Annotated in this window: 20 protein-coding genes, 2 tRNA genes and 2 rRNA genes; 18 read left to right on the top strand and 6 right to left on the bottom strand. The window is 39.6% G+C overall.

Annotated features, from left to right (window positions below):
- Window positions 1-10 precede the first annotated feature (10 nt).
- From rrf (DPV97_RS08520) to DPV97_RS08475, 10 genes are all read left to right on the top strand, one after another.
- Window positions 11-126, top strand: a 5S ribosomal RNA gene (gene rrf, locus DPV97_RS08520).
- Between the two features lie 50 nt (window positions 127-176).
- A 5S ribosomal RNA gene (rrf, locus tag DPV97_RS08515) occupies window positions 177-292 on the top strand.
- A 14-nt stretch (window positions 293-306) separates the two neighbouring features.
- Window positions 307-383 (top strand) — tRNA-Asp (locus tag DPV97_RS08510).
- Window positions 384-398: 15 nt separating this feature from the next.
- A tRNA-Trp gene (locus DPV97_RS08505) sits at window positions 399-474 on the top strand.
- A 100-nt stretch (window positions 475-574) separates the two neighbouring features.
- Entirely contained in the window at window positions 575-1,363 is a 789-nt protein-coding gene (mazG, locus tag DPV97_RS08500; protein WP_070712637.1) for a nucleoside triphosphate pyrophosphohydrolase, read from the top strand.
- A gap of 117 nt (window positions 1,364-1,480) precedes the next feature.
- Window positions 1,481-1,678, top strand: a complete 198-nt coding sequence (locus DPV97_RS08495) for a hypothetical protein (protein ID WP_243585082.1) — start codon at window positions 1,481-1,483, stop codon at window positions 1,676-1,678.
- 37 nt (window positions 1,679-1,715) lie between these two features.
- Entirely contained in the window at window positions 1,716-2,045 is a 330-nt protein-coding gene (locus DPV97_RS08490) for a DMT family transporter (protein ID WP_070712635.1), read from the top strand.
- Window positions 2,046-2,177: 132 nt separating this feature from the next.
- The gene (locus tag DPV97_RS08485) at window positions 2,178-3,842 is read left to right on the top strand and encodes a bifunctional metallophosphatase/5'-nucleotidase (RefSeq protein WP_070712633.1); all 1,665 of its coding nucleotides are present in this window, start codon (window positions 2,178-2,180) and stop codon (window positions 3,840-3,842) included.
- Between the two features lie 163 nt (window positions 3,843-4,005).
- Window positions 4,006-4,677, top strand: coding sequence for a ribulose-phosphate 3-epimerase (gene rpe / locus DPV97_RS08480; protein WP_049362403.1), 672 nt, complete (start codon window positions 4,006-4,008; stop codon window positions 4,675-4,677).
- 12 nt (window positions 4,678-4,689) lie between these two features.
- Window positions 4,690-5,364 carry a phosphoglycolate phosphatase gene (locus DPV97_RS08475; RefSeq protein ID WP_070712632.1) on the top strand — a complete coding sequence of 225 codons (675 nt, stop codon included), beginning with the start codon at window positions 4,690-4,692 and terminating at the stop codon, window positions 5,362-5,364.
- A 46-nt stretch (window positions 5,365-5,410) separates the two neighbouring features.
- On the opposite strand, the gene DPV97_RS08470 is transcribed toward DPV97_RS08475, so the two are convergent.
- Entirely contained in the window at window positions 5,411-6,208 is a 798-nt protein-coding gene (locus tag DPV97_RS08470; RefSeq protein WP_070712630.1) for an SAM-dependent methyltransferase, read from the bottom strand.
- 174 nt (window positions 6,209-6,382) lie between these two features.
- On the opposite strand from DPV97_RS08470, the gene purL reads away from it, so the two are divergent.
- The 3 genes from purL to DPV97_RS08455 all read left to right on the top strand — a co-directional run bounded on the left by purL (window position 6,383) and on the right by DPV97_RS08455 (window position 12,260).
- A complete protein-coding gene (gene purL / locus DPV97_RS08465) occupies window positions 6,383-10,330 on the top strand; it encodes a phosphoribosylformylglycinamidine synthase (RefSeq protein ID WP_070712629.1) in 3,948 nt (1,315 codons plus the stop codon).
- 128 nt (window positions 10,331-10,458) lie between these two features.
- Window positions 10,459-11,088 (top strand): YkgB family protein, encoded by a 630-nt coding sequence (locus DPV97_RS08460; RefSeq protein ID WP_070712628.1) that lies wholly within the window; start codon window positions 10,459-10,461, stop codon window positions 11,086-11,088.
- A 281-nt stretch (window positions 11,089-11,369) separates the two neighbouring features.
- Window positions 11,370-12,260, top strand: a complete 891-nt coding sequence (locus DPV97_RS08455; protein WP_070712626.1) for a hypothetical protein — start codon at window positions 11,370-11,372, stop codon at window positions 12,258-12,260.
- Between the two features lie 112 nt (window positions 12,261-12,372).
- Here DPV97_RS08455 and glpQ read toward each other — a convergent pair whose 3' ends face one another.
- The 3 genes from glpQ to glpT all read right to left on the bottom strand — a co-directional run bounded on the left by glpQ (window position 12,373) and on the right by glpT (window position 15,924).
- Window positions 12,373-13,458: a glycerophosphodiester phosphodiesterase gene (gene glpQ, locus DPV97_RS08450; RefSeq protein WP_005697412.1), complete on the bottom strand. Its 1,086-nt coding sequence runs from the start codon at window positions 13,456-13,458 to the stop codon at window positions 12,373-12,375.
- Between the two features lie 17 nt (window positions 13,459-13,475).
- Complete coding sequence (locus DPV97_RS08445; RefSeq protein ID WP_070712624.1) at window positions 13,476-14,387, bottom strand: YncE family protein; 912 nt, start codon at window positions 14,385-14,387, stop codon at window positions 13,476-13,478.
- Window positions 14,388-14,481: 94 nt separating this feature from the next.
- Entirely contained in the window at window positions 14,482-15,924 is a 1,443-nt protein-coding gene (gene glpT / locus DPV97_RS08440) for a glycerol-3-phosphate transporter (RefSeq protein WP_049362411.1), read from the bottom strand.
- Window positions 15,925-16,215: 291 nt separating this feature from the next.
- Between glpT and glpA the strand changes: the two genes are divergently transcribed.
- From glpA to DPV97_RS08420, 4 genes are all read left to right on the top strand, one after another.
- Window positions 16,216-17,907 carry an anaerobic glycerol-3-phosphate dehydrogenase subunit A gene (gene glpA, locus DPV97_RS08435; protein ID WP_070712622.1) on the top strand — a complete coding sequence of 564 codons (1,692 nt, stop codon included), beginning with the start codon at window positions 16,216-16,218 and terminating at the stop codon, window positions 17,905-17,907.
- Window positions 17,897-19,186, top strand: coding sequence for a glycerol-3-phosphate dehydrogenase subunit GlpB (gene glpB, locus DPV97_RS08430; RefSeq protein ID WP_070712620.1), 1,290 nt, complete (start codon window positions 17,897-17,899; stop codon window positions 19,184-19,186). Before glpA ends, glpB begins: the two co-directional genes overlap by 11 nt.
- Before the next feature lie 9 nt (window positions 19,187-19,195).
- Complete coding sequence (glpC, locus tag DPV97_RS08425; protein ID WP_054420328.1) at window positions 19,196-20,473, top strand: anaerobic glycerol-3-phosphate dehydrogenase subunit GlpC; 1,278 nt, start codon at window positions 19,196-19,198, stop codon at window positions 20,471-20,473.
- A gap of 71 nt (window positions 20,474-20,544) precedes the next feature.
- Window positions 20,545-21,636, top strand: a complete 1,092-nt coding sequence (locus tag DPV97_RS08420; protein ID WP_070712618.1) for an ElyC/SanA/YdcF family protein — start codon at window positions 20,545-20,547, stop codon at window positions 21,634-21,636.
- Window positions 21,637-21,696: 60 nt separating this feature from the next.
- Here the strand turns inward: DPV97_RS08420 and asnA are convergent, their stop codons facing one another.
- A complete protein-coding gene (gene asnA, locus DPV97_RS08415; protein ID WP_070712617.1) occupies window positions 21,697-22,689 on the bottom strand; it encodes an aspartate--ammonia ligase in 993 nt (330 codons plus the stop codon).
- Between the two features lie 155 nt (window positions 22,690-22,844).
- Between asnA and asnC the strand changes: the two genes are divergently transcribed.
- Window positions 22,845-23,297 (top strand): transcriptional regulator AsnC, encoded by a 453-nt coding sequence (gene asnC / locus DPV97_RS08410; RefSeq protein WP_005697406.1) that lies wholly within the window; start codon window positions 22,845-22,847, stop codon window positions 23,295-23,297.
- 51 nt (window positions 23,298-23,348) lie between these two features.
- Here the strand turns inward: asnC and DPV97_RS08405 are convergent, their stop codons facing one another.
- The gene (locus DPV97_RS08405) at window positions 23,349-24,644 is read right to left on the bottom strand and encodes an NAD(P)/FAD-dependent oxidoreductase (RefSeq protein WP_070712615.1); all 1,296 of its coding nucleotides are present in this window, start codon (window positions 24,642-24,644) and stop codon (window positions 23,349-23,351) included.
- Between the last annotated feature and the right edge of the window lie 45 nt (window positions 24,645-24,689).

The raw sequence follows: 24,689 nt of genomic DNA, 5'->3' as shown, positions 1-24,689 counted from the left end.
AAGGAATAATCCTGGCGGCGATAGAGCGGTGGTCCCACCTGACCCCATACCGAACTCAGAAGTGAAACGCCGATGCGCCGATGGTAGTGTGGGGCTTCCCCATGTGAGAGTAGGACACCGCCAGGTATTTTTTTATTTTGTTAGTTTATTTTTAGAGTAAATTAACAAAATAAAAATTTGGCAGCAACAGTGCAATGGTCCCACCTGAATCCATATCGAACTCAGAAGTGAAACATTGTTACGCTGATGGTAGTGTGGGGGTTCCCCATGTGAGAGTAGGTCACTGCCAACTGTACCTCATTTAGCGGAGTGGTAGTTCAGCTGGTTAGAATACCTGCCTGTCACGCAGGGGGTCGCGGGTTCGAGTCCCGTCCATTCCGCCAATTCTTAATACCAATAGGGGCGTAGTTCAATTGGTAGAGCACCGGTCTCCAAAACCGGGTGTTGGGAGTTCGAGCCTCTCCGCCCCTGCCATTATTCTATATCAATTTATCTTTAATTTTTTATAAGAATATTGTCTATTTTGCTATTCGTTTTATACTAATCGCACTTTTAGTATTTTAGAGATATTCTTATGCATTATTCCATTCAAGATTTTATTCAATTAATTGCGCAATTACGTAATCCTAATGGCGGTTGTCCTTGGGATCTTAAACAAAATTATGAATCAATGATTCCCTGTTTAACCGAAGAAACTTATGAAGTCATTGATGCCATCCAAAAGAAAGACATCGCTAATTTAAGGGAAGAGCTTGGCGATCTTTTATTACAGGTTGTATTTTTTAGTCAGCTTGCTTCTGAAGATGGTTATTTCACATTTGATGATGTACTTAATGATATTTCTAAAAAGATTGTGCGTCGTCATCCTCATGTGTTTGGTGATGCAACAGCTGGAAATGAAGAAGAAGCGTTAGCTCGTTGGAATAGTATCAAAGCACAAGAGAAATCAGTTCAAGAAAAACGTTCTATTTTAGATGATATTCCGAATGCTTTTCCTGCATTGTTAAGAGCTCAAAAAATGCAAAAACAATGTTCAAAGATAGGATTTGATTGGAATGAACTTGAACCTGTATTGGCAAAAGTAGAAGAAGAATTACAAGAAGTACGGGATGAAGTTAATCAAATGCCTCGCAATCAAGAAAAAATAGAAGAGGAAATCGGAGATTTATTCTTTGCTACAGTTAATTTATCTCGTCACCTCAAATGTAACGCAGAAGAGGCTTTGCGTAAGGCGAATAATAAATTTGAACAACGTTTTCGTAAAGTAGAAGAAAAAGCATTGGAACGAGGTTCATCAGTTAAAGATCTTTCTTTAATTGAAATGGATATTCTATGGGATGAAGTGAAAAGAGAAGAAAGATAATTGAAATGGCAGAGGGAGATATCCTCTGCCATTTTTTATTTTATAGAATGGATAAATAGCATATAAGCACTGATTACCAGTAAACAGCAACAATTCGATTTAGAAAAATCACAAAAATTGACCACACTTTGTCGTCATTATGAGTTTCGCAAACTCTGTTATGGCGGCTGCCCAAAACAGAGTTTTATTTCTCTCGAAAATGAGCCTAATCCACATAATTATTTATGTGCCTCTTACCGTTATTTCTTTGAACAAACGGCGCCTTATATGCAAGCCATGGCTCGCCAAATTCGGTTACATCCATCAGCCGCTTAAGGTAGAATAGCGTTTTCTACTTTATGTTTTGATTGATATGAACCCTTGGACATTACTTGCTATCTCTATTTGCCTTGAAATCGTGGCAACGAATTTATTAAAAGTCAGTGATGGCTTTACCAAACTTTTACCCACCGTTGGCTCATTAGCGCTATACTCCATTTCATTTTATTTTGTTTCCATTGTTTTCCGAACACTTTCTGTTGGCTTGGTTTACGCCATTTGGTCGGGCGTCGGCATTGTTCTGACCGCCATTGTGGCATATTTCGCTTTTGGTCAGAAAATCGATACTGCAGGGCTAATAGGTATGGCCCTGATTATCAGTGGCGTTTTAGTGATTAACTTGTTTTCTCAAACAGGACATTAATCCTTCAAATGAAACGTGATCAAGCTCACAAATTTTATTTTTCTTCAAAATAAAATTATGTCAGCAATCGATTCACCGCTATAACTCTCCGGCATTTTTAACCGCACTTTGTGCAACTTTAAAGGAAATTCTATGAAAAAATTACTTTGCTCATTATTTGCGCTTTCTGCAATTAGTGCTGCAATAGCGCAAGAAGTGAATATTAAATTATTAGGGACCTCCGATGTTCACGGTCGTATCGTACCTTGGAGCTATGGTGCAGACGTAGAGGACAAATCAGGTTCTTATGCACAAATTGCAACTTATGTGAAAGATGTGCGTAAAAATAATAAAAACGTGGTGTTAGTGGAAGTTGGTGATGCGATCCAAGATAACCAAGTCGATGTGTTTGCAAAAGATAAGAAATATTACAAAGATCACCCAATTCCAAAAGTATTAAACGAAATGAAATACGATGTTTTCGTACTTGGTAACCACGAGTTTAACTTTGGGATGAAAGCATTAGATGAAATCTTAAAAGACATCAAAGCAAAAAAATTAACCGCAAACTTCTATTATAAGAAAAATGACAAACGTTATATTGATGCAACAACTATCATTGAAAAAGATGGCGTGAAATTAGGGATTATCGGTTTAAGTACCCCAATGCCAGCAAAATTTGAAGAAGACACGGGTAACTTAAAAGACATGAAATTTACTTCACCAACAGAAGAAGCGCGTACACAAGTTGAGAAGTTAAAAGCGAAAGGTGTTGATGCAATTATTGTGATCGCTCACATGGGTATCGACAATGAAAACAAGATTCCAGACACAGGTATGCGTGATGTGATCAATGCGGTAGATGGAATTGATGTCGTTATCGCAGGTCACATGCATAAAGATGTGCCAAGTGAAACCATCAAAAATACACTAATCACTGAACCACACCGTTACGGTACCGTGGTATCTGAAGTGGATCTCACTTTTGATATCAATGATAAAAAAGAAGTGAAATTAGTGAAGAAAGAATCTAAAACGGTTCCAGTTAAAGCTCTTGAAGCAGATAAGAAAATTGAGGAAATTTACAAGCCTTACCATGAGAAATTACGTGAATTAAACAACGTAGTAATCGGTCAAACTGCGAATGAAATGGTACCTCAAGAGACTAAACACGGTGTATCTGCTGCATTCTCAAAAGATACCGGTTTATCTTCATTCATTAATGATGTTGAACAATATTACAGTGGCGCAGATGTTGTCACTTTCTCTTTCGACCATCAAAAAGCACGTATGGATAAAGGCGATATCAAGAAAAAAGACATCATCTTTAACTATCGTTATGCGAGCGGTGATGTCACTGTTTATGAAATGACAGGTAAACAATTGAAAGAATATATGGAATGGTCTGCGAACTACTTCGATACTATTCAACCAGGTGACACTGAATACCGTTACAATGCGGAACGTAAAAAATCAAAATATGTGACTTATGACATTTTTGGTGGCGTAAATTACAAAATTGACTTACGTAATCTACAAGGTAGCAAAATCGTTGATTTAACCCTTGCTGACGGCAAACCGGTAACTGACGATATGAAATTAAAAGTGGGTATGAACTCATATCGTTTCGCTCAATTAAACGGTAAAGGTGGTATTTGGGAAGGTCAACAAATTCCGGTACTTTGGGAATCTAAAGTGGCAATGGGCCGTGAAAAAGGCACTATCCAAAATATGATGATCGATTACATCACGAATGTGAAAAAAGGCAAAATCGATGGTCAATCTCACAATCGTTGGGAAATCATTGGATTAAACTAATCGGTCTTTTTAAAATACGATAAAAACTAACCGCACTTTGAGGCAATTGAATCAAGTGCGGTTATTTTTTTCTTTGTTTTCAGATAAAACTTGTAAATAATCAAGGTAAAATTGAGCTCAACGTAGTAAACTACAGGCACTTTTATCCTTTAGGAGATAACAAATGAAACCTTATTTAATCGCCCCTTCTATCCTTTCTGCAGATCTTGCTCGTCTTGGTGATGATGTGCAAAACGTGTTGAATGCTGGTGCGGATGTGATTCATTTTGATGTAATGGATAATCACTATGTGCCGAATTTAACCTTTGGCCCTGCAGTATGTAAAGCTTTACGTGATTACGGTATTAAAGCACCTATTGATGTGCATTTAATGGTGAAACCAGTCGATCGTATCATTCCTGATTTTGCCAAAGCCGGTGCGGATTACATTACATTTCATCCTGAAGCCAGTGAACATATTGACCGCTCTTTGCAGCTCATTCGTGATCACGGTTGTAAATCTGGTTTAGTGTTTAATCCAGCAACGCCATTAAGTTATTTGGATTATGTATTAGATAAGGTGGATGTGATTTTGTTAATGTCCGTGAATCCAGGATTTGGTGGACAATCTTTTTTACCTTCCACATTGAAAAAATTACAACAGGCACGTCGTCTGATTGATGAAAGTGGTTTAGATATCCGTTTAGAAGTTGATGGTGGGGTAAAAGTAGATAATATTGCAGAAATTGCCGCGGCCGGTGCAGATATGTTTGTGGCAGGCTCAGCGATTTTTGGTAAACCAGATTATAAACAGATCATTGATCAAATGCGTACGCAATTAGCTTCAGTAAAATAAATGGTAGTAAGAATGAACACTCAATTTAAAGTTATCGGTTTTGATTTAGATGGTACGCTCGTGAATAGCTTGCCAGATTTAGCGTTGTCTGTGAACTCTGCTTTAGCAGACTTTGGTTTACCTCAAGCACCAGAAGAGTTAGTGTTAACTTGGATTGGTAATGGAGCACCTGTATTGATTGCTCGCGCTTTAGAATGGGCAAAAGGGCAAACAGGTAAAGACTTTTCAGATTCAGAAATGGAGCAAGTGAAAGAGCGTTTTAATGTGTATTATGCGGAGAACCTTTGCAATGTGAGTCGTTTATATCCAAATGTAAAAGAAACATTGGAAACTTTGAAAGCTCGTGGTTACGCCTTAGCCGTGGTAACGAACAAACCAACTCGCCATGTTCAGCCAGTATTAGCGGCATTTGGCATCGATCATTTGTTCAGTGAAATGCTTGGAGGACAGTCATTACCCGCGATTAAACCACATCCAGGCCCATTGTATTATTTATGTGGTAAATTTGGCGTAGAACCTCGCCAAGTGTTGTTTGTAGGTGACTCTCGAAATGACATTCTCGCCGCACATTCAGCAGGTTGCCCGGTTGTGGGATTAACTTACGGATACAATTACAACATTCCAATTGCTGAATCAAACCCAGATTGGGTGTTTGATGACTTTGCGAAGTTATTAGAAATTCTTTAACCTATCTTAAAGCGTAAAGTGCGGTCAAAAATGACCGCACTTTTTCTTAAACCTCCCACCAAATTAACGCCCATTTGCGTTGTCCGTGTTTTATCGGTTCATTGTTTATTTGTTTTTGTTGATAGAATTGAGCCAAATCTTGTTTTTCTTTTTCAGTGAGATTGCCGAGAGAAAACTCCACAGAATTTAATAAATCCTCAAAGGTTTCACCTTGGAAACGGCCTGATTCGGTTTCAATAAAACTCACATTCGCGTGAATGCCTTTTTGGTAAAGGCGATTAACTAAATAAATATAAGTCGGAAAGCCCACATCATCACGACCAATGGCTTCAAATACGCCTTCATCGAGAAAATGACGTTGTGTCACCGAGGTTAAAAAGACGCGTTTTTTTGCCTTACTTTGAAGCTTTTCAATCATGTTATCCAAATCATCCACAAGCGTCGAGCGAGAGGCGAGTATCACATCCGCTTGAGGTACATCATCCCAGTTATCCGACCATGATTTATGTAGAAGCGTAATATTATTCAGTTGATGCTTTTCTTTATATTGCTGAACCATCTCTAACATGCCTTGGCTGTAATCGAGGGCATATACGGCTTGGCATTGTTGGGCTAAAGGAATCACAAAGGTGCCGGGGCCACAGCCGATATCTAATACCGTTTCATTGGGTTGCACATTCATGGCTTTAAGTAAGATCTCGTTATAACGGCTTGGTTTGCCCACTAAATTCTCAGCCATTTTAGGGGCTTTTTTATCCCACTTTGTTGGTGGAAGATTATAGTGATTACAGGCTTTTAGATGTTGTTGATAGAGATCGTTGAAATTGATGTCATTGATGATCATAGTAACGCCCCAAAGTGCGGTTAGTTTTAGGATTGTTTTAAATTGCTTGATGATTATATGCTTTCTCCCATTTAAAATCATTTTAAAATGATTGACGCAAACGTTTTCGTTTTGGTGTTTTTCCTTTATAATAGCCCGCGATTTTTACCTCAAACACAACTCAAAGGTACCCGTATGTTTCAAACTTTTCGTGGCTCACCCGCCCTTTCTGAATTCCGTATCCAAGGCTTAATGCAAAAATTCCAACAAAATCAATTACCGGTGAAATCGGTTTATGCTGAATATTTGCATTTTGTGGAATTAAATCGACCGCTTGTTAGCGAGCAGGAAGCTAAGTTAAAAGCATTGTTACATTACGGCCCAACCTTGGCTGAACACGATGCCAAAGGCGAAACTTTTATCGTGATTCCACGCGTTGGCACGATTTCTTCTTGGTCTTCTAAAGCGACAGATATTGCGCATAACTGTGGTTTAAGTGAAGTGGAGCGTATTGAGCGTGGTTTTGCATATTATTTTGAGTTAAGCCAACCGCTTGATGAGAAAACAACAGAAAAATTGACCGCACTTTTACACGACAGAATGATGGAAACTGTGGTGCGTCGTCCTGAAGATGCAGAGATCTTATTCCGTCATCAAGATCCGAAACCGTTTAAAACCGTGGATATTTTAAAAGGTGGACGTCAAGCTTTGGTGACTGCTAACGTAGAATTAGGTTTGGCGCTGGCAGAAGATGAAATTGATTATTTGGTGGAAAACTTCACCCAATTAGGGCGCAATCCGCACGATATTGAACTTTATATGTTCGCGCAAGCTAACTCTGAGCACTGTCGTCATAAAATCTTTAATGCGGATTGGATTATTGATGGCAAAAAACAGGATAAATCCCTGTTTAAGATGATTAAAAACACCTTTGAGAAAACCCCTGATTTCGTGCTTTCTGCGTATAAAGATAATGCTGCAGTAATGGAAGGCTCAAAAGTCGGCCGTTTCTTTGCGGATCAAGATGGGCAATATCGCTATCACAATGAAGATGCACATATCTTAATGAAAGTGGAAACCCACAACCACCCAACCGCGATTTCGCCATTCCCAGGAGCGGCAACAGGTTCGGGCGGTGAGATTCGTGATGAAGGTGCAACGGGTCGTGGTGCAAAACCAAAAGCAGGTTTAACCGGGTTCTCGGTATCAAACCTTATCATTCCAAACTTTGAACAACCTTGGGAAAATCCACTTTCTAAACCAAATCGTATTGCCTCTGCCTTAGATATTATGATTGAAGGCCCATTAGGTGGCGCAGCATTCAACAATGAATTTGGTCGCCCTGCCTTATTGGGTTATTTCCGCACCTATGAAGAGAAAGTCAACAGCTTTAATGGCGAAGAAGTGCGTGGTTATCACAAACCGATTATGTTAGCCGGTGGTATCGGTAATATTCGTAGCGAACACGTTCAAAAAGGCGAAATCCCCGTTGGTGCGAAATTGATCGTATTAGGCGGCCCTGCAATGAATATAGGCTTAGGCGGTGGCGCAGCGTCTTCGATGGACAGCGGGAAATCAAAAGAAAATTTAGATTTTGCCTCTGTTCAACGTGAAAACCCAGAAATGGAACGTCGCTGCCAAGAGGTGATTGACCGTTGCTGGCAATTAGGTGAAGAAAACCCAATTCTCTTTATTCACGATGTGGGCGCGGGTGGTTTATCTAATGCCATGCCTGAATTGGTGCACGATGGTGAACGTGGCGGTAAATTTGATTTACGCTCAATCCTTTGCGATGAAAAAGGCATGTCACCATTGGAAATTTGGTGTAACGAATCGCAAGAACGTTATGTCTTAGCCGTTGCGCCAGAAAAACTCGAATTATTTACCGCACTTTGTGAACGTGAGCGCGCGCCGTTTGCGGTCATTGGTGAGGCAACGGAAGAGAAACATTTAACCTTGCACGATAGTCATTTCGACAATAACCCAATTGATTTACCAATGAATGTGTTATTAGGCAAAACCCCGAAAATGACCCGTGAGGTTTCGTCAAAAACTGTCGAAAACCGACCGCTTGCAACGGAAAATATTCAATTAAAAGAAGCCTTCCATCGCGTATTGCGTTTACCGGTGGTGGCAGAAAAAACTTTCTTAATTACCATTGGTGACCGTTCGGTAACCGGTATGGTGGCGCGCGATCAAATGGTTGGCCCATGGCAAATTCCGGTGTCTGATGTGGCGGTCACAACTGCATCATTAGACAGCTATCACGGTGAAGCCATGGCTATGGGTGAACGAGCACCTGTAGCGTTATTAGACTTTGGTGCTTCTGCACGTTTAGCGGTGGCTGAATCTATCACTAACATTGCGGGCACTAACATTGGCGATATTAAACGTATCAAACTTTCTGCAAACTGGATGTCTGCAGCGGGTCATGGTGGTGAAGACGCTGGCTTATATGAAGCGGTGAAAGCAGTCGGTGAAGAACTTTGCCCTGCATTAGGTATCACTATTCCAGTGGGTAAAGACTCTATGTCGATGAAAACCACTTGGGAAGAAAATGGCGAGAAAAAATCCGTCACTGCACCGCTTTCTTTAGTGATTTCATCTTTTGCGCGCGTGGAAGATGTTCGTAAAACTGTCACACCTCAATTGCGCACAGACAAAGGTGCAAGTCGTTTATTGTTGATTGATTTAGGCGAAAGAAAAAATCGCTTAGGCGCGACCGCACTTGCGCAAGTGTATAAACAATTAGGTGACAAACCAGCCGATGTGGTGAACGTAGCCAAACTGAAAAATTTCTTCGATGCAATGCAAGTATTGGTGGCAGAGCGTAAATTATTGGCTTACCACGACCGTTCAGACGGTGGTTTAATTACCACGCTTGCAGAAATGGCGTTTGCGGGTAACTGTGGCGTGGATGTGGATATTTCTCCGTTATTCGATAGCGGAAAAGGATGGGCGCTTGAGCTCGGTGCGGAACACTATGCGCAAGAAATTTCCGAGTTAGCCATTTTATTTAACGAAGAATTAGGCGCGGTGATTCAGGTATTAGAGGCGGAACTTGACGCTATTTATACGGTGTTGAAAACACATGGATTAGAGGGAATTACCTACGACATCGGCAAGGTTAGCAACGATGATCGCATTGTGATCCATCAATTCGGAAGGGAAATTTTGGATGAAAAACGCTCTGAATTGCGTGGCATTTGGGCAGAATTGACCCATCAAATGCAACGCTTACGCGATAACCCAGAATGTGCTGACCAAGAATTTGAAGCGAAAAAAACGACAGACAACAAAGGTTTATCGGCTTACTTAACCTATGATGTAAATGAAGATATTGCTGCGCCGTACATCAGCAAAGGCGTGAAACCGAAAGTAGCCGTATTGCGTGAACAAGGCGTAAACAGCCATGTTGAAATGGCGGCAGCGTTTGACCGCGCTGGCTTTGCGGCGATTGATGTTCACATGAGTGATTTAATGACAGGCCGTTATAACTTAAACGATTTCAACGCGATGGTGGCCTGTGGTGGCTTCTCTTACGGTGACGTATTAGGCGCTGGCGGTGGCTGGGCAAAATCCATTTTATTTAACCCACAATTACGCGATCAATTCAGCCAATTCTTCGCCAATGAAAACACGCTTTCATTAGGTGTATGTAACGGCTGTCAATTTATCTCCGCCCTTGCAGAAATTATCCCAGGTGTAGAAAACTGGCCACGTTTCGTGCGTAATAAATCAGAACGTTTTGAAGCTCGTGCTGCGATGGTGAAAATCAACGACACTAATTCATTGTGGTTTAAAGGCATGGCTGGTTCACATATGCCGATTGCGGTTTCTCATGGTGAAGGCTGCGTAGAATTCAAAACACCTGAGAATTTAACCGCACTTCAAGCCCAAAACTTGATTGTGGCACAATATATCGACAGCCATTTAAACGTGACTGAAACTTATCCAGCCAACCCGAATGGTTCGGCATTAGGGATTACAGCGATTTCTAACGTCGATGGTCGTATTGCGGCGATGATGCCACACCCAGAACGTGTATTCCGTGCTGTGAGCAACTCATGGTATCCAGAAGATTGGTCTGAAGATGGTGCGTGGATGAGAATTTTTAGAAATGCGAGAGTGAATTTTAAATAATGTGAAATTGCTCACAGAAAATTAATACAGAATAAGAGATACTGGGCGAGTCAGTATCTCTTTTTTATACTGAACAATTCTTGGATATTTTGTCCGTAATATCAATTGAACTATATGAGGAGTTCTTAATGAGTAGTTTAGTTACATTGCTAGCTAATATTGTTGCACCATTGCAACGTCAATTTATTAACTTTATCCGCATTGCGATTTGTGTTGTGATGGTTTGGATTGGTGGCTTAAAAGTTTGCCAATATGAGGCAGATGGTATCGCACACTTTGTGTCAAATAGTCCTTTCTTAAGCTTCCTTTACAAAAACGGTGCAAATGAAGTGACAAATGATAAGGGTGTTTTAGTGAAAGAATATACCTTATATAAAAACCCTGAAGGCAAAATGGTCGCTAAAAATATTGAGTGGCATAAAGCTAATGGCACCTATACCGCTTCTTATATTATTGGCGCAATCATTGTGGCAATTGGTATTTTAGTATTAGCAGGAATTTGGTCTCCGACACTCGGACTATTTGGAGGCTTACTCACGTTTGGTATGTCGATAGTCACACTGTCGTTCCTGATATTTACGCCAGAAACCTGGGTGCCGAATTTAGGTGGAGACTTCCCAACACCTAATTATGGCTTCCCATATCTCTCTGGTGCTGGTCGACTCGTTATTAAAGATATTATTATGATGGCAGGTGGCTTAGTTGCAGCAGCAGAATGTGCGAAACGTTATTTAGAGAATAAAAAGCAATTTGCATAATAGTTAGATTTTAAGAGGCTTGCTGGGATAAACGGCAAGCTTTTTTGTTACTATAAATATAGAAAGAAACTTAATAACAGAGAAGAGATTAATAGTATTTATAAGGTAATTGTCGTGATAATTTCTCCAGATCTTGTATTCAGTGTCATAACTGATGCATAGTATCTAAGATGATTGAGCTGAATATAGCGATTGAATAGTAATTTTTATGAATGCGAGTGTTGAATTTTAAATAATAAGAATCGATATATGTTTTTATATAAAATAGTAGAGGTTATTTTATGTCTATGAAGGAAATTATTATTAAAGCTTTAGTAGCATCAGCTTTTAGTGTAATAGGGTTCTTTGGTGGTAGATATTTTGAGCAGAAAGACAAGCAACAAGTATTTGTAGAGCAAATATATAAGGGGTTATATGATAAAAACTCTGAAGTGTTTAATAAGATACAAGATGCTTACTCGAATTATCATCAAATACTATCAGAAAAATATGGATTAACTTCTTATCAACTTAAAGAACCAACTGAAAAGTTTAAAGATGCAATAAATGATTATTCTAAATATTTTGGTGAGTTGGAACGTTTTGGTAATTCAGGTCAAATAGAGGTTGCCAAGAGTTTATATAATTGGCTAACACATATTTATTCAGAATACGAAATGCAATATTCTGTATCGGAAATGTATCAACGTAAAATAAGTAACTTATTATACAGTTCCTCAGATTTTGATGATGAAGAATTAAAAAAGCAATTAAAATTATTAGATGTGGAATTAGATAGGTTAATTCAGAGTGAAAATAGGATGTATTATGAAGTTAGTTTATATGAGTATCCGATGGTTAAAGGATTAGAGCAATATTTAAACTACCAGTTTCGTGATGCGATAGGGTTAGGAATAACACAGAATATAGAGGAATCTATAAATAATTTATCAAAAATGAAATCCTCTAAAAAAGAAAATGAGTATGTAGAGAGTGATTTACCTTTCGGACTTGCAAGAAGTAGGAGATATTCATCTCCTACGATTAAATTTGAAGGTGATTTATCTAATTTAAAGATTATAGAAGAATTAATAAAAGAAGAGATCAGGGGAAAGTTTATAATTCAAGTAATAGAAAATGATGAAAATCTAAAAAAATTATTAGAGACTAGAAAGAAACAAAACAAAAAGTGAAGCCTTATAGTAGTTACGTAGATATCTTTCATAAATAGACATTCAGAATAAGAAAAAGCGGCCAAAAATCACAACGAAATTTGACCGCTCTTTTATTACTTTTACTTACATATTATTTTTGTTTTTTCAAAAACTCAACGCCAGTGTCAGGGAAGTCGGTGAATACACCGGTTGCACCAGATTTATTCAATAATGCATCATACATTTGATTTACGTCAGTGAAGAATTCAGGTAACGCATCTTTACGCACGGTGTATGGGTGTAATTCCACTTTGTATTGTGCGAGTTCTTTCACTAATGGAGTGTACACGATGTTACCTGGTTTAGATTTTTCTTTATCCACTAACATATACCAGCCTGGACCAACTCCATCAGCATATTTTACGACTTCTGCCATTGCACCTGGTTTGAACATCCAATCGTAATCGTAGTTCACCCATTTGCCTTTCGCATCTTTTTCTTCAGTTTCATGCCAGTCGGTGTATGCCACTAATTGAACAAGTTTTAAATCCATGCCCATTTTTGGTAGCAATTCGTTTTTGATACGTTTTAACTCATTGAAGTCGAAGGTTTGTAAGTAAACCATGTCAGATTTCTTATCGTAACCGTATTTTTTCAACACTTTAAGGGTTTCAACTGCAATGTCTTTGCCGTTTTGGTGGTGGAACCAAGGCGCTTTGATTTCAGGGTAGATACCCACTTTTTTACCGGTAGATTTTTCTAAACCTTGGATAAATTCTAACTCATCTTCAAAAGTATGGATTTTGAAGTGTGATTTCCAAAGTGGGAAACGACCTGGATATACTGCAACTTGTTTACCATCTTTAGTTTCAAAGTTTTCAGTCATATTTAAACTTTGAATTTCTTTTAAGGTGAAGTCAATTACATAGTAACGACCATCTTTACGATGACGATTTGGGAATTTTTTCGCCACGTCAGTTAAGCCATCTAAGAAGTGGTCATGGATAACCACTAAACGACCATCTTTTGTCATCGCTAAGTCTTGTTCTAAGTAGTCTGCATGTTGTGCAAATGCAAGCGCTTTAGACTCAAGTGTATGCTCTGGTAAGTAACCACTTGCACCACGGTGAGCAATGATAATTTTGTCTGATTTCATAGTGTCCACGGAAGAGTGTGCGCTACATCCTGCAAGTACGCCTGCAGCTAATAAAGAAAGCGCTAAAGTTTTGAGTTTCATTGTGTGTTCTCCTTGATTTACTTATTACATCTTGGTTTCATGTCGTAAAAATAGATTTCACTAATTTCACGGTCATATCCTGGATAAAATCCTTTTGGCATCCCTAACACAATTTGTTTGCCTCGGTTTGCATGGACAAGCAGTTGCTTCGTTTTCGGATTCACATTCAAGCCTTCGACTTCGCCGACATCTCGAATGTCATTCAATGTTTTTTCTAAAACAACGCGAGCTTCATTATTTTTATCTGAAATTTCTACACGATAAATATGATCGGGTTCTTTTTCATCTGCCGTACCATCATCAGATGTAACGTAGAGATCACCGTTGTAGGCATAAACCCCTTGAATCCATTGTGGAACAGGTTGTAAATGCACTTTAAGTTTATATTTACCGGTTGAAAGATCATATTCATATAAATAACGACCACTTTCCTCACCAACCCAAGATGCCATCCAAACAGAATTGTGAACGGTATCTACGGTGATGCTGGAAACTTCGACTTGACCTGACTCAGGATTAAAATCAACTGATCTTTTTAATGCGAGGGTTTCGGGATCATGAATCGCAATTTGAATATTTTTACCTACGCCAGCATCAAACCATTCAGAAGAAACATAAAGTTCATTGTTGTAGATATCAATGTCGCCAATGTGATTGGCTTCCTTTTGGTAGCCGACAAAAGGATCTTTATTTTCTTTAATCAGTTTTCCATCCATGTCGTATTTGGCGAGCGTTTTACTGCCTGATACATATAAATATTTGCCATCAGTGGTAATACCTTGACGTCCATTGACGTCAAGTACTTTGTCTAATTTATACGTATAAGCGGGGAGTGCTGAACGATAGGGCGCTTCACAAGTTTGATTTGCGAATGCTGCATTTGCCATAACTGCCGCGCCTAATATAATGGTTAATTTATTCAATTTCATCACATTATCTCCTTTTAAAGTGCGGTTAAAAATTCAGTTGTTTTTTGTAATAAAAAAGGCGACAAGCCTTCGCCTGTCGCCTTTAATTTATAGATTATTTAGTACCGTAGGTATCGCCTAATTTTGCTTTGTGTTTACCTTCTTCAACCATTACGATGAAGAGTAATAACACCGCTAAGACACCACCACCGATCATGACGTAGAAACCGCCGTCCCAGCCGTAGTGTTGTGCTGCCCAACCGATAACAGCTGAAGCTGATACAGTACCACCTAAGTAACCGAATAAACCAGTGAAACCTGCTGCTGTACCTGCTGCTTTTTTCGGTGCAAGCTCAAGCGCGTGTAAGCCGATTAACATTACAGGACCGTAGATTAAGAAGCCGATTAAGGTCATTAATACGAAGTCAGTTAATTGATATGGGTTTTCATACCAAGCTGCATAGTTTGCAAGCTCTGCTTCAGGTGTTGCTGGGTTCATCCAGTATGCCACTACAGCTGCTGTAGTTAAGATCATGAAGATAAAACCGGTTAAACCACGTTTACCTTTGAAAACTTTATCTGATACCCAACCACATAATAATGTACCTGGAACCGCTGCTAATTCATAGATTGTGTATGCCCATGCGGTACCTTTGATGTTGAAGTGTTTCACTTCACTTAAGTAAACCGGAGACCATTTTAATACGCCGTAGCGGATTAAGTATACGAATACGTTAGCAATCGCGATGTACCATAACAATTTGTTTTTTAATACATAAGTTACGAAGATTTCTTTTGTACTTAAATCGTTTTCGTAAGTTTTTTCGTTATAGTCATCTGGGTAGTCATTACGCCATTTTTCGATTGACGGTAAACCACAAGATTGTGGAGTATCACGCATGACGAAGTAAACAGGAATTGCACAGATCATTGCAGCAATACCCGGATAGTAGAGAGATTGTTGCCAAATGTCTTTTGCTTGTGCTTCAATGCCGTGAGTGCTGAAGAAGACAGCACTTGCTAATAGCACCATTGCACCTGGCATCATACCACCGATGTTGTGCGCGGTATTCCAGATAGATACGATAGTACCGCGTTCTGATTTAGACCACCAGTGCACCATTGTACGACCACATGGAGGCCAACCCATACCTTGGAACCAACCATTTAAGAAGATCATTACCCACATGATGGCAATGCCTGAAGTTGCCCATGGGAATAAACCCATCATGGTCATACAAAGACCAGAAAGCAATAAACCAAATGGTAAGAATACACGAGGGTTCGAACGGTCAGACATACCTGCCATTACGAACTTAGATAAACCGTAGGCAAGACCGGCTGCTGAGCCGATAACACCTAATTCCGCTTTTGAGTACAAGCCGGCTTGAATTAAACCAGGTTGTGCTAAGTCAAAGTTTGCACGTACAAAATAGTAAGCGGCATAACCAAAGAAGATCCCAGCAAACACTTGCCAACGTAAGCGTTTATACGTGGAATCAATTTTCTCCGCAGGAAGTTCCGCAATATGCGGTGCGGGTTTAAATGGTCCAAACATAATTTTTCTCCAAAATCATTTTAATTATGAGTCCACCCCGACAATGGGGATAGTGTGCATGATAAAATAAAAATAGAAATTAAAAAGAGAAATAATTCAAAAATGTGATGTATTTCACAAAAAAAATTTTAACAAATGAGCGAATACGAAAATTATGTGATCTACTTCACAAAATAGCTTTCTTTTTCGCTCAAAATGTTGTGAATTTAACCGCTCTCCCATACAATAGCTACAGACTTTGTAACAGTTTTTACGTTTCTTTTTATTAATATTTTGGCTTTGGGGGTAACAATGGGATTATCGCCTAATATGTATCGTGATGTGGGTGATTTTTCACCTATCTCGACGGATGTGATTATCATTGGTGGGGGGGCAACAGGTGCGGGTATTGCTCGTGACTGCGCATTGCGTGGAATTAACTGTATTTTATTAGAGCGTCGTGATATCGCGACAGGTGCAACAGGTCGTAACCACGGTTTGTTACATAGTGGTGCGCGTTATGCCGTAAACGATCAGGAATCAGCAGAAGAATGTATTAAAGAAAATAAAATTCTGCGCAATATCGCCCGTCACTGTGTGGATGAAACAGAAGGTTTATTTATCACCTTACCTGAAGATTCCCTTGATTATCAAAAAACGTTCATCGAAAGTTGTACCAAATCCGGTATTGAAGCCGTCGCCATTGATCCTAAACTTGCCCAGATTATGGAACCATCAGTAAACCCTGATTTAGTTGGTGCCGTTGTTGTGCCAGATGGTTCAATCGATCCTTTCCGTTTAACAGCCTCAAACGTGATGGATGCTACCGAAAATGGCGCGAAAATGTTCACTTATTGCGAAGTGAAAAACTTAATTCGCGAAGGGGGCAAAGTAATCGGTGTGGATGTTTACGATCACAAAAATCGTGTAAACCGTAAATTTTTTGCGCCATTAGTTGTCAATGCAGGTGGTATTTGGGGACAAGGCATTGCAGAATATGCGGACCTTAAAATTAAAATGTTCCCAGCCAAAGGCGCATTACTTGTCATGGGGCACCGTATCAATAAAATGGTGATTAACCGTTGTCGTAAACCGGCGGATGCGGATATTCTTGTACCGGGTGATACTATTTGCGTTATCGGTACAACCTCTAGTCGTATTCCTTACGATCAAATTGATAACATGGAAGTCACCCCAGAAGAAGTGGATATCCTTTTCCGTGAAGGGGAAAAACTCGCACCAAGCTTGCGTCATACTCGTGTATTACGTGCTTATGCTGGAGTACGCCCGTTAGTAGCGTCTGATGATGACCCATCTGGTCGTAACGTGAGTCGTGGTATCGTGTTACTTGACCACGCAGAGCGTGATGGCTTAGACGGCTTTATCACTATCACTGGCGGTAAATTAATGACTTATCGCTTAATGGCTGAATGGGCAACGGATCTTGTTTGTAAAAAGCTCAATAAAACAGCACGTTGTACAACAGCTGAGCGTCCATTACCAGGTTCAAGTGAAAGCCGTGCAGAAACCAATCAGAAAGTCATTTCTCTTCCAAGTACGATTCGTTATTCAGCCGTATATCGTCATGGATCCCGTGCCACTCGCTTATTAGATAAAGAACGTCTCGATCGTTCAATGGTATGTGAATGTGAAGCCGTGACCGCGGGCGAAGTTCGTTATGCTGTGGATGAATTAAATGTAAATAACTTAGTAGATTTACGTCGCCGTACTCGTGTAGGTATGGGTACTTGCCAAGCTGAGCTTTGTGCGTGCCGTGCGGCGGGCTTAATGAACCGTTTTGAAGTGGCAACGCCTCGCCAATCTACCACACAATTAACCTCTTTCATGGAAGAGCGTTGGCGCGGTATCGAACCTATTGCATGGGGCGAAGCAATTCGTGAAGCCGAATTTACTTCATGGATGTATGGCAGTGTGTTGGGCTTAAATGATGTTCAACCGCTTGAAACTGACAAACAGCAAGGGACGGATAACAATGAATTTTGATGTAGTGATTATTGGTGGCGGCCTTGCAGGTTTAACTTGTGGCATCGCCCTACAAGAACAAGGCAAACGTTGTGTCATTATTAATAACGGTCAAGCGGCGATTGATTTTGCATCTGGCTCCTTGGATTTATTAAGCCGTTTACCAAATGGCGCGTTTGTTAAAAATATTCCTGAAAATTTGACCGCACTTTCCGCTCAATTACCACAACACCCTTATAGCATTATGGGAGCTGAACGCGTATTAGCAAAAGCGCAAGATTTCGAAAAATTAGCGGAATCGTTAAATTTAGATTTAATTGGCTCAAGTGCAGAAAATCATCTTCGCGTAACGGGTTTAGGTAGCTTACGTGGTGCATGGCTTTCACCAAATAGTGTACCAACTGTACAAGGCGACACACCATTTCCGTATAAAAAAATTGCGGTTTTAGGCATTGAAGGCTATCACGATTTCCAACCGGAATTATTGGCGGATAACCTTACACTCAATCCACAATTTGCCCATTGTGAAGTGAAAACGGGCTTTTTAAATATTCCTGAATTGGATCAGTTACGTGCAGATTCCCGTGAGTTTCGCAGTGTGAATATTGCGCAAGTTTTAGAATATAAATTGAAATTTGATGATCTGGTGGCTGAAATGAAAGAAGCCGCGAAAGGCACCGAAGCGATTTTCTTACCAGCTTGTTTCGGTCTAGAAAATCAAGAGTTTATGGAGTCACTTCGCAAAGCAACTAGCTTGCCATTATTTGAATTACCAACTTTACCGCCTTCTTTATTAGGTATGCGACAACGTATTCAATTACGCCATCGTTTTGAAAAATTGGGCGGTTTAATGATGAATGGTGACAGTGCATTAAAAGCGCATTTTGATGGAAGCAAAGTTCGCGCCATTCAAACTCGCTTGCACGAAGATGAAGAAATCACGGCAGAGCATTTCGTATTAGCGTCAGGCAGCTTCTTCAGTAAAGGTTTAGTCGCTGAATTCGATAAAATCTACGAGCCCGTATTCCATTCTGACATCATCGGTGTGGAAGGCTTTAAAGATACTGATCGTTTTACTTGGACAGATCACCGTTTCTCAAATCCACAACCGTACCAATCTGCGGGTGTTGCGATCAATGCACAATGCCAAGTACAAAAGAGCGGTCAATTTTTAACGAATTTATATGCAGTGGGTAATGTGATTGGTGGTTTCAATGCGTTAGAACTCGGTTGTGGTTCAGGCGTGGCAGTGGTAACAGCGCTTGCTGTTGCGGATGAAATTCTTCACAACACACATTAAGGAGGCGTTATGAACATTCAACAATTAATTGAAAATGCAAAACAATCCCTTAATGCACCACAACATCATCATGCCTTTGATGAAAGTTTTGAGAGCTGCATTAAATGTACCGCTTGTACAGCGGTATGTCCAGTTTCGCGTCAAAATCCAAACTATCCAGGTCCAAAACAATCGGGTCCAGATGGTGAGCGTCTACGCTTAAAATCAGCCGAGCTTTATGATGAAGCATTAAAATACTGTACCAACTGTAAACGTTGTGAAATTGCGTGTCCGTCAGATGTAAAAATTGGTGACATTATCGTTCGCGCAAGAAACAAATACCTTGCTCAACAACACAAGCCAGCAGTGCAAAAATTACGTGATGCGATTTTAAGTAACACCGATATTATGGGGTCACTTAACACACCACTAGCCCCAATTGTGAACACAATCACGGGTTTGAAAGCGACAAAATTTGTGTTGGAAAAAGCGTTAAAAATCAGCCGTCATCGTACGTTACCAAAATATTCCTTTGGTACGTTCCGCAGCTGGTATATGAAAAAAATGGTGGAAAGCCAACAAAAATTCGAACGCAAAGTGGCGTATTATCACGGTTGTTATGTGAACTACAATAATCCACAATTGGGTAAAGAATTTATTCAAGTGTTCAATGCTATGGACATTGGCGTGGTGTTATTGGAAAAAGAAAAATGCTGCGGCTTGCCATTAAGCGTAAATCAATTCCCAGAACGTGCGAAGAAAATCGCTCAATTTAACACTGATTACATCAGTAAAATGGTGGATGAAAATGGCTTAGATGTGATCAGTGAAGCATCGAGTTGCTCCCTAAATTTACGTGATGAATATCATCATATTTTAGGTATCGACAATGCGAAAGTTCGTCCGCATATTCACATGGTGACACCATTCTTATATCAACTCTTTAAAGAAGGTAAAACCTTACCGCTTAAGCCATTGAAATTGCGTGTAGCTTATCACACCGCATGTCACGTGGATAAAGCAGGTTGGGCACCGTACACCTTGGAAGTGTTAAAACAAATTCCAGGCTTAGAAGTGGTGATGTTACCATCACAATGTTGTGGTATCGCAGGAACATACGGTTTCAAAGAAGAAAACTACGAGGTATCCCAATCTATTGGTAAAAACTTATTCGATAATATCAATGCAGGTGGATTTGATTACGTGATCTCTGAATGCCAAACTTGTAAATGGCAGATCGATATGTCATCTAACGTGACTTGTATCCATCCATTGACGTTATTGTGTATGTCGATGAATCAAGCTTAGTGAAATAGAGCGGAAACTGATAAAAAAGTGACCGCTCTTTTTGTTATTTAATCCAATATGGAGAATTAATTATGCAAAAAATCTTCAAGGTTTCCTTACTTGCTGTGCTTTCATCTCTTGCAGTAAGCAGCTTCGCCAGCACGGCAGAAGTGAAAGTGCTTGAGCCTCAATTAAATTATCAACAACTTCTTACTCAAAGACAGGTTGTGGATGAGTTACTTGAACAAGCGGTGAAAATCCAAAACTCACCGGCTCGTGTTTCAAATGCAGGTTTTACCGCGAAACTTCCTTCCAATATGGAGCGTATTGCGGATCTTTTATTAGAAGCGTATAAGCTTGAGCCTTATCGTGTGGATTTTTTGTTTGGTGCAGCGAATGCCAATATTTATAACGGCAATACCGATAAAGCTATTGAGCTTTATCAAAAAGTACTTGATGTGGCGCCAGATGATGTGAAAGCCCACACTTACTTGGCAGCGTGGAATCGTTTTAAAGGCAATCAAGCAGAAACTACTAAATATTTAGAACGCTTAAAACAACTTTCCCCAGAAAGTGCGAGCAAATTAGAGAAAGTTTTTGCAGTGATTGATAAAGCGGCTAATCAGCCAATTACTGACAAACTTGAAACCAAATTACCGGCACAATCGGCAATTATTACGTTGGGGTATGCTTTAAACCCAGATGGCAGCATGCATGATATTTTGGTGCAACGTTTAGAGAAAACTCTAGAAATTGCGAATCAAAATCCAGATGCTTTAATTATTGTGACAGGCGGTGTACCACAAAACAATAAAACCGAAGGGGATTTGATGAAACAATGGTTAATTGAGAAAGGGGTGGATGCAAGCCGTATTTATTCGGATAACTATGCACGTTCAACAGTCGAAAATGCACTTTTCTCTCGTTACTCTTTAGCGAAACACAAAATCAAACATGCCGTGTTGATTAGTTCGGGTAGTCATGTTCGTCGCGGACAAGTGTTATTTGAAATTGCGACGCAGGAATCCGGTCCACAAGGTCTTGTGATTGAAACAGTCGCTGCGTTAGATAAACCGTTAGATGAGTTACAAAAAATTACGGAGAAAGATTTGCTAGGTATTTATCGCGACAGCTTAAAAACAATGGGATTGCCAATGTTTAACAGCGGTGCATTGCAAGATTAATTAATCTTTCAAAACGAAAGTGCGGTGAAATTTCACCGCACTTTTTATTTTCTCTTTCGATTAAAGAATATGTTGATATTGTTCTAACATTTCTTTTGGCCATACACTTGATTGCACTTCACCAATGTGTTTTTTGTGAAGTAAAAGCATAGCCATACGAGATTGACCGATACCACCACCGATGGTGAGAGGTAATTTACCGTTTAATAAATCTTGGTGCCAATCCATTTTTAAGCGATCTTCATCACCGGTTAAGCCAACTTGTAAACGTAATGCTGATTCATCCACACGAATACCCATTGAAGAAAGCTCAAATGCTTTACCTAACTCAGCGTTCCACACTAAAATATCACCGTTTAAGCCTTTGTAGCCGTTTTCAGATTCAGTTGTCCAGTCATCATAGTCTGGTGCACGACCATCATGTGATTTACCGTCTGATAATTTGCCACCAATACCGATTAAGAACACGGCGCCATATTCTTTACAAATCGCATTTTCACGCTCTTTGCTTGAAAGATCTGGGTAGCGTTTCACCAAATCCTCACTGTGAACGAAGGTGATTTCTTTTGGTAAGCTTGATGGGATATCAAAACGAGCTTCTACCGCTAATTCAGTTAAACGGATTGCACGATAGATAGAACGTACAGTTTCTTTTAAATAAGCAAAGTTACGACGACCTTCAGGAATCACTTTTTCCCAGTCCCATTGGTCCACATAAACAGAGTGAGTTTGATCCAATGAATCTTCATCTGGACGTAACGCTTTCATGTGCACAAATAAGCCTTCGCCTTCTTTAAAGTGGAAACGTGCTAAAGTGTGACGTTTCCATTTTGCTAATGAGTGAACCACTTCATAAACCGCATTTGGGATGCATTTCACGTTTACTTGAACCGCTTTCTCAATGCCTGATAAGTTATCTTGCATACCATTGCCAACTTCACTAAGAATTGGACCTTGTACTTCGATAATGCCAAGTTGTTCAATCAAGTTTTGAGTAAAGGTGTTCTTCACAAAGCTGATTTCTTGTTGTTGTAAAATAAACGTCTTTTTCATATTTATCCTTCTTTTATAATAACTGATAAGATTTGTTGTGCATTATTCAATAAAATGACAAATTATTTCAAGTAATTTCTTTACATTGTTTTAAATTTTGAATATTATCAAAAATAAAGAAGATATTTTAAAAAAGATCTAATAGGGAGTGTTTTATGAACAATATCGATACACTTGATCGCCAAATTCTCCGTGTACTGACTAAAGATGCTCGTACACCTTATGCAGAAATGGCGAAAAACTTTGGGGTGAGCCCAGGGACGATTCATGTCCGCGTAGAGAAAATGCGTCAGTCTGGTCTGATTGAAGGGACAAAAGCGATTATTGATGAGCGTAAGCTGGGTTACGATGTGTGCTGCTTTATTGGCATTATTTTGAAAAGTGCAAAAGATTATGAAAAAGTGATTAAAAAGCTCGATACCTTTGATGAAGTGGTGGAGGCCTATTACACCACAGGAAATTATTCTATTTTTATTAAAGTGATGACACACACGATTGCTGAATTACATTCCGTGCTGGCGACTAAGATCCAGTTAATTGATGAAATTCAATCAACGGAAACCTTGATTTCCATGCAAAACCCTATTTTACGAGATATTAAACCTTAAATGTCATCGAAACAATAAAGGCGTGTATTAAACACGCCTTTTGTTTTTTAATTAACGATAACGATCGAGGAATTTGTAATAGAGTACGCCGATCTTGGTGGCTAAGTTTTTAAGATATTTTCCACCATAAAATGAAGGCACTTTTAATCCTTCAAAAATTCTTAAACGTTCGTCATTACCTAAAATAGCTTCTGCAATAATGCGTCCAGCAAGTCCAGTGAGAGCGACACCATGTCCAGAATAGCCTTGTGCAAAATAAATGTGCGGTGATATACGACCGAAATGTGGACTTGCGTTGAGTGTCATATCAATCGGTCCTGCCCAGCCATAGTCAATTTTGGCGTTTTCTAATTGCGGGAAAACATGCAACATATTGCGGCGCATAATTTGCACCATATCTTTTTCTGAGCTTGAGTCACTACCAAATAACAAACGGTTATCCGCACTCAAACGATAGTAATCGAGCAAGATATTGTTATCACAAATAGACATGCCATTATTGATCACGGAATCAGCTGTGGCTTGATCTAGGGGTTCGGTTGCGATAATAAAGCTCTCGACCGGTAAAATTTTGCGATTAATACCGTGATGAATGGATTTTGGTAGCACATCAATATAAGCGTTAGTGGCTAAAATAACGTCTTGAGAAATGACCGCACTTTTATCGGTTTTGATTTCAATGCAGCCTGATTTTTCCACTAAATCCACAACGGGAGATTGTTCATAAATCTGCACGCCTAAATCTAAGCAGGCTTTTGCTAAACCTAAGCAATAATTTAATGGGTGTAAGTGGCCTGAGTTGCTATCGTATAAAGCGCCTACATAGATATCACTGCCTAGATGTTGTTTAAGTTTGGTTTTATCCCAAAGTTGCATTTTGTCATAGCCAAAAGTCGCGTGGCTGGCTTTTTCCATTTCAATGAGATCGTCCATACGACGTTCATTCAGCGCCAATGTGGCATAACCTTTTTTCCAATCACATTGAATGCCATATTTCGTAATGCGTTCATCAATAATATCAATTGCTTCTAGCGACATATCCCAAAGTTGTTTTGCTTTATCAAAGCCCACTTGAGCAATATATTCGTCAATGCCTTCTTCAAAACCGTTGATAGCTTGGCCGCCACTTCTCCCTGAAGCACCAAATCCCACTCTGGCACCTTCTAACACAATGACTTTCTTGCCTTTTTCTGCTAATTCAAGGGCAGCGGATAAACCGAAGAAACCCGCACCAATAACGCAAATATCCGCTTCTTCTTGCTGAGTGAGAGGCGGTAGTTCGAAGGTTTGGTTTCGACTGTCGAAATAATAAGATTTGATATGTTCTTGATGAGCGAATTCGAGCATGATTGATGCCTAATTAATTAACATAAAATTGAAATTGAGGGAATC

This window comes from Haemophilus parainfluenzae (genome assembly GCF_003253005.1).
Classification (GTDB): domain Bacteria; phylum Pseudomonadota; class Gammaproteobacteria; order Enterobacterales; family Pasteurellaceae; genus Haemophilus_D; species Haemophilus_D parainfluenzae_M.
The sequence above is the reverse complement of the archived record's forward strand: the minus strand, read 5'-3'. Positions and strand labels throughout refer to the sequence as shown.

Excerpts from the sequence above, each read along its gene's own strand:
- mazG (WP_070712637.1), top strand. The coding sequence starts at position 575 with ATGCATTATTCCATTCAAGATTTTATTCAATTAATTGCGCAATTACGT.
- DPV97_RS08490 (WP_070712635.1), top strand. The coding sequence starts at position 1,716 with ATGAACCCTTGGACATTACTTGCTATCTCTATTTGCCTTGAAATCGTG.
- DPV97_RS08485 (WP_070712633.1), top strand. The coding sequence starts at position 2,178 with ATGAAAAAATTACTTTGCTCATTATTTGCGCTTTCTGCAATTAGTGCT.
- rpe (WP_049362403.1), top strand. The coding sequence starts at position 4,006 with ATGAAACCTTATTTAATCGCCCCTTCTATCCTTTCTGCAGATCTTGCT.
- DPV97_RS08475 (WP_070712632.1), top strand. The coding sequence starts at position 4,690 with ATGAACACTCAATTTAAAGTTATCGGTTTTGATTTAGATGGTACGCTC.
- DPV97_RS08470 (WP_070712630.1), bottom strand. The coding sequence starts at position 6,208 with ATGATCATCAATGACATCAATTTCAACGATCTCTATCAACAACATCTA.
- purL (WP_070712629.1), top strand. The coding sequence starts at position 6,383 with ATGTTTCAAACTTTTCGTGGCTCACCCGCCCTTTCTGAATTCCGTATC.
- DPV97_RS08460 (WP_070712628.1), top strand. The coding sequence starts at position 10,459 with ATGAGTAGTTTAGTTACATTGCTAGCTAATATTGTTGCACCATTGCAA.
- DPV97_RS08455 (WP_070712626.1), top strand. The coding sequence starts at position 11,370 with ATGTCTATGAAGGAAATTATTATTAAAGCTTTAGTAGCATCAGCTTTT.
- glpQ (WP_005697412.1), bottom strand. The coding sequence starts at position 13,458 with ATGAAACTCAAAACTTTAGCGCTTTCTTTATTAGCTGCAGGCGTACTT.
- DPV97_RS08445 (WP_070712624.1), bottom strand. The coding sequence starts at position 14,387 with ATGAAATTGAATAAATTAACCATTATATTAGGCGCGGCAGTTATGGCA.
- glpT (WP_049362411.1), bottom strand. The coding sequence starts at position 15,924 with ATGTTTGGACCATTTAAACCCGCACCGCATATTGCGGAACTTCCTGCG.
- glpA (WP_070712622.1), top strand. The coding sequence starts at position 16,216 with ATGGGATTATCGCCTAATATGTATCGTGATGTGGGTGATTTTTCACCT.
- glpB (WP_070712620.1), top strand. The coding sequence starts at position 17,897 with ATGAATTTTGATGTAGTGATTATTGGTGGCGGCCTTGCAGGTTTAACT.
- glpC (WP_054420328.1), top strand. The coding sequence starts at position 19,196 with ATGAACATTCAACAATTAATTGAAAATGCAAAACAATCCCTTAATGCA.
- DPV97_RS08420 (WP_070712618.1), top strand. The coding sequence starts at position 20,545 with ATGCAAAAAATCTTCAAGGTTTCCTTACTTGCTGTGCTTTCATCTCTT.
- asnA (WP_070712617.1), bottom strand. The coding sequence starts at position 22,689 with ATGAAAAAGACGTTTATTTTACAACAACAAGAAATCAGCTTTGTGAAG.
- asnC (WP_005697406.1), top strand. The coding sequence starts at position 22,845 with ATGAACAATATCGATACACTTGATCGCCAAATTCTCCGTGTACTGACT.
- DPV97_RS08405 (WP_070712615.1), bottom strand. The coding sequence starts at position 24,644 with ATGCTCGAATTCGCTCATCAAGAACATATCAAATCTTATTATTTCGAC.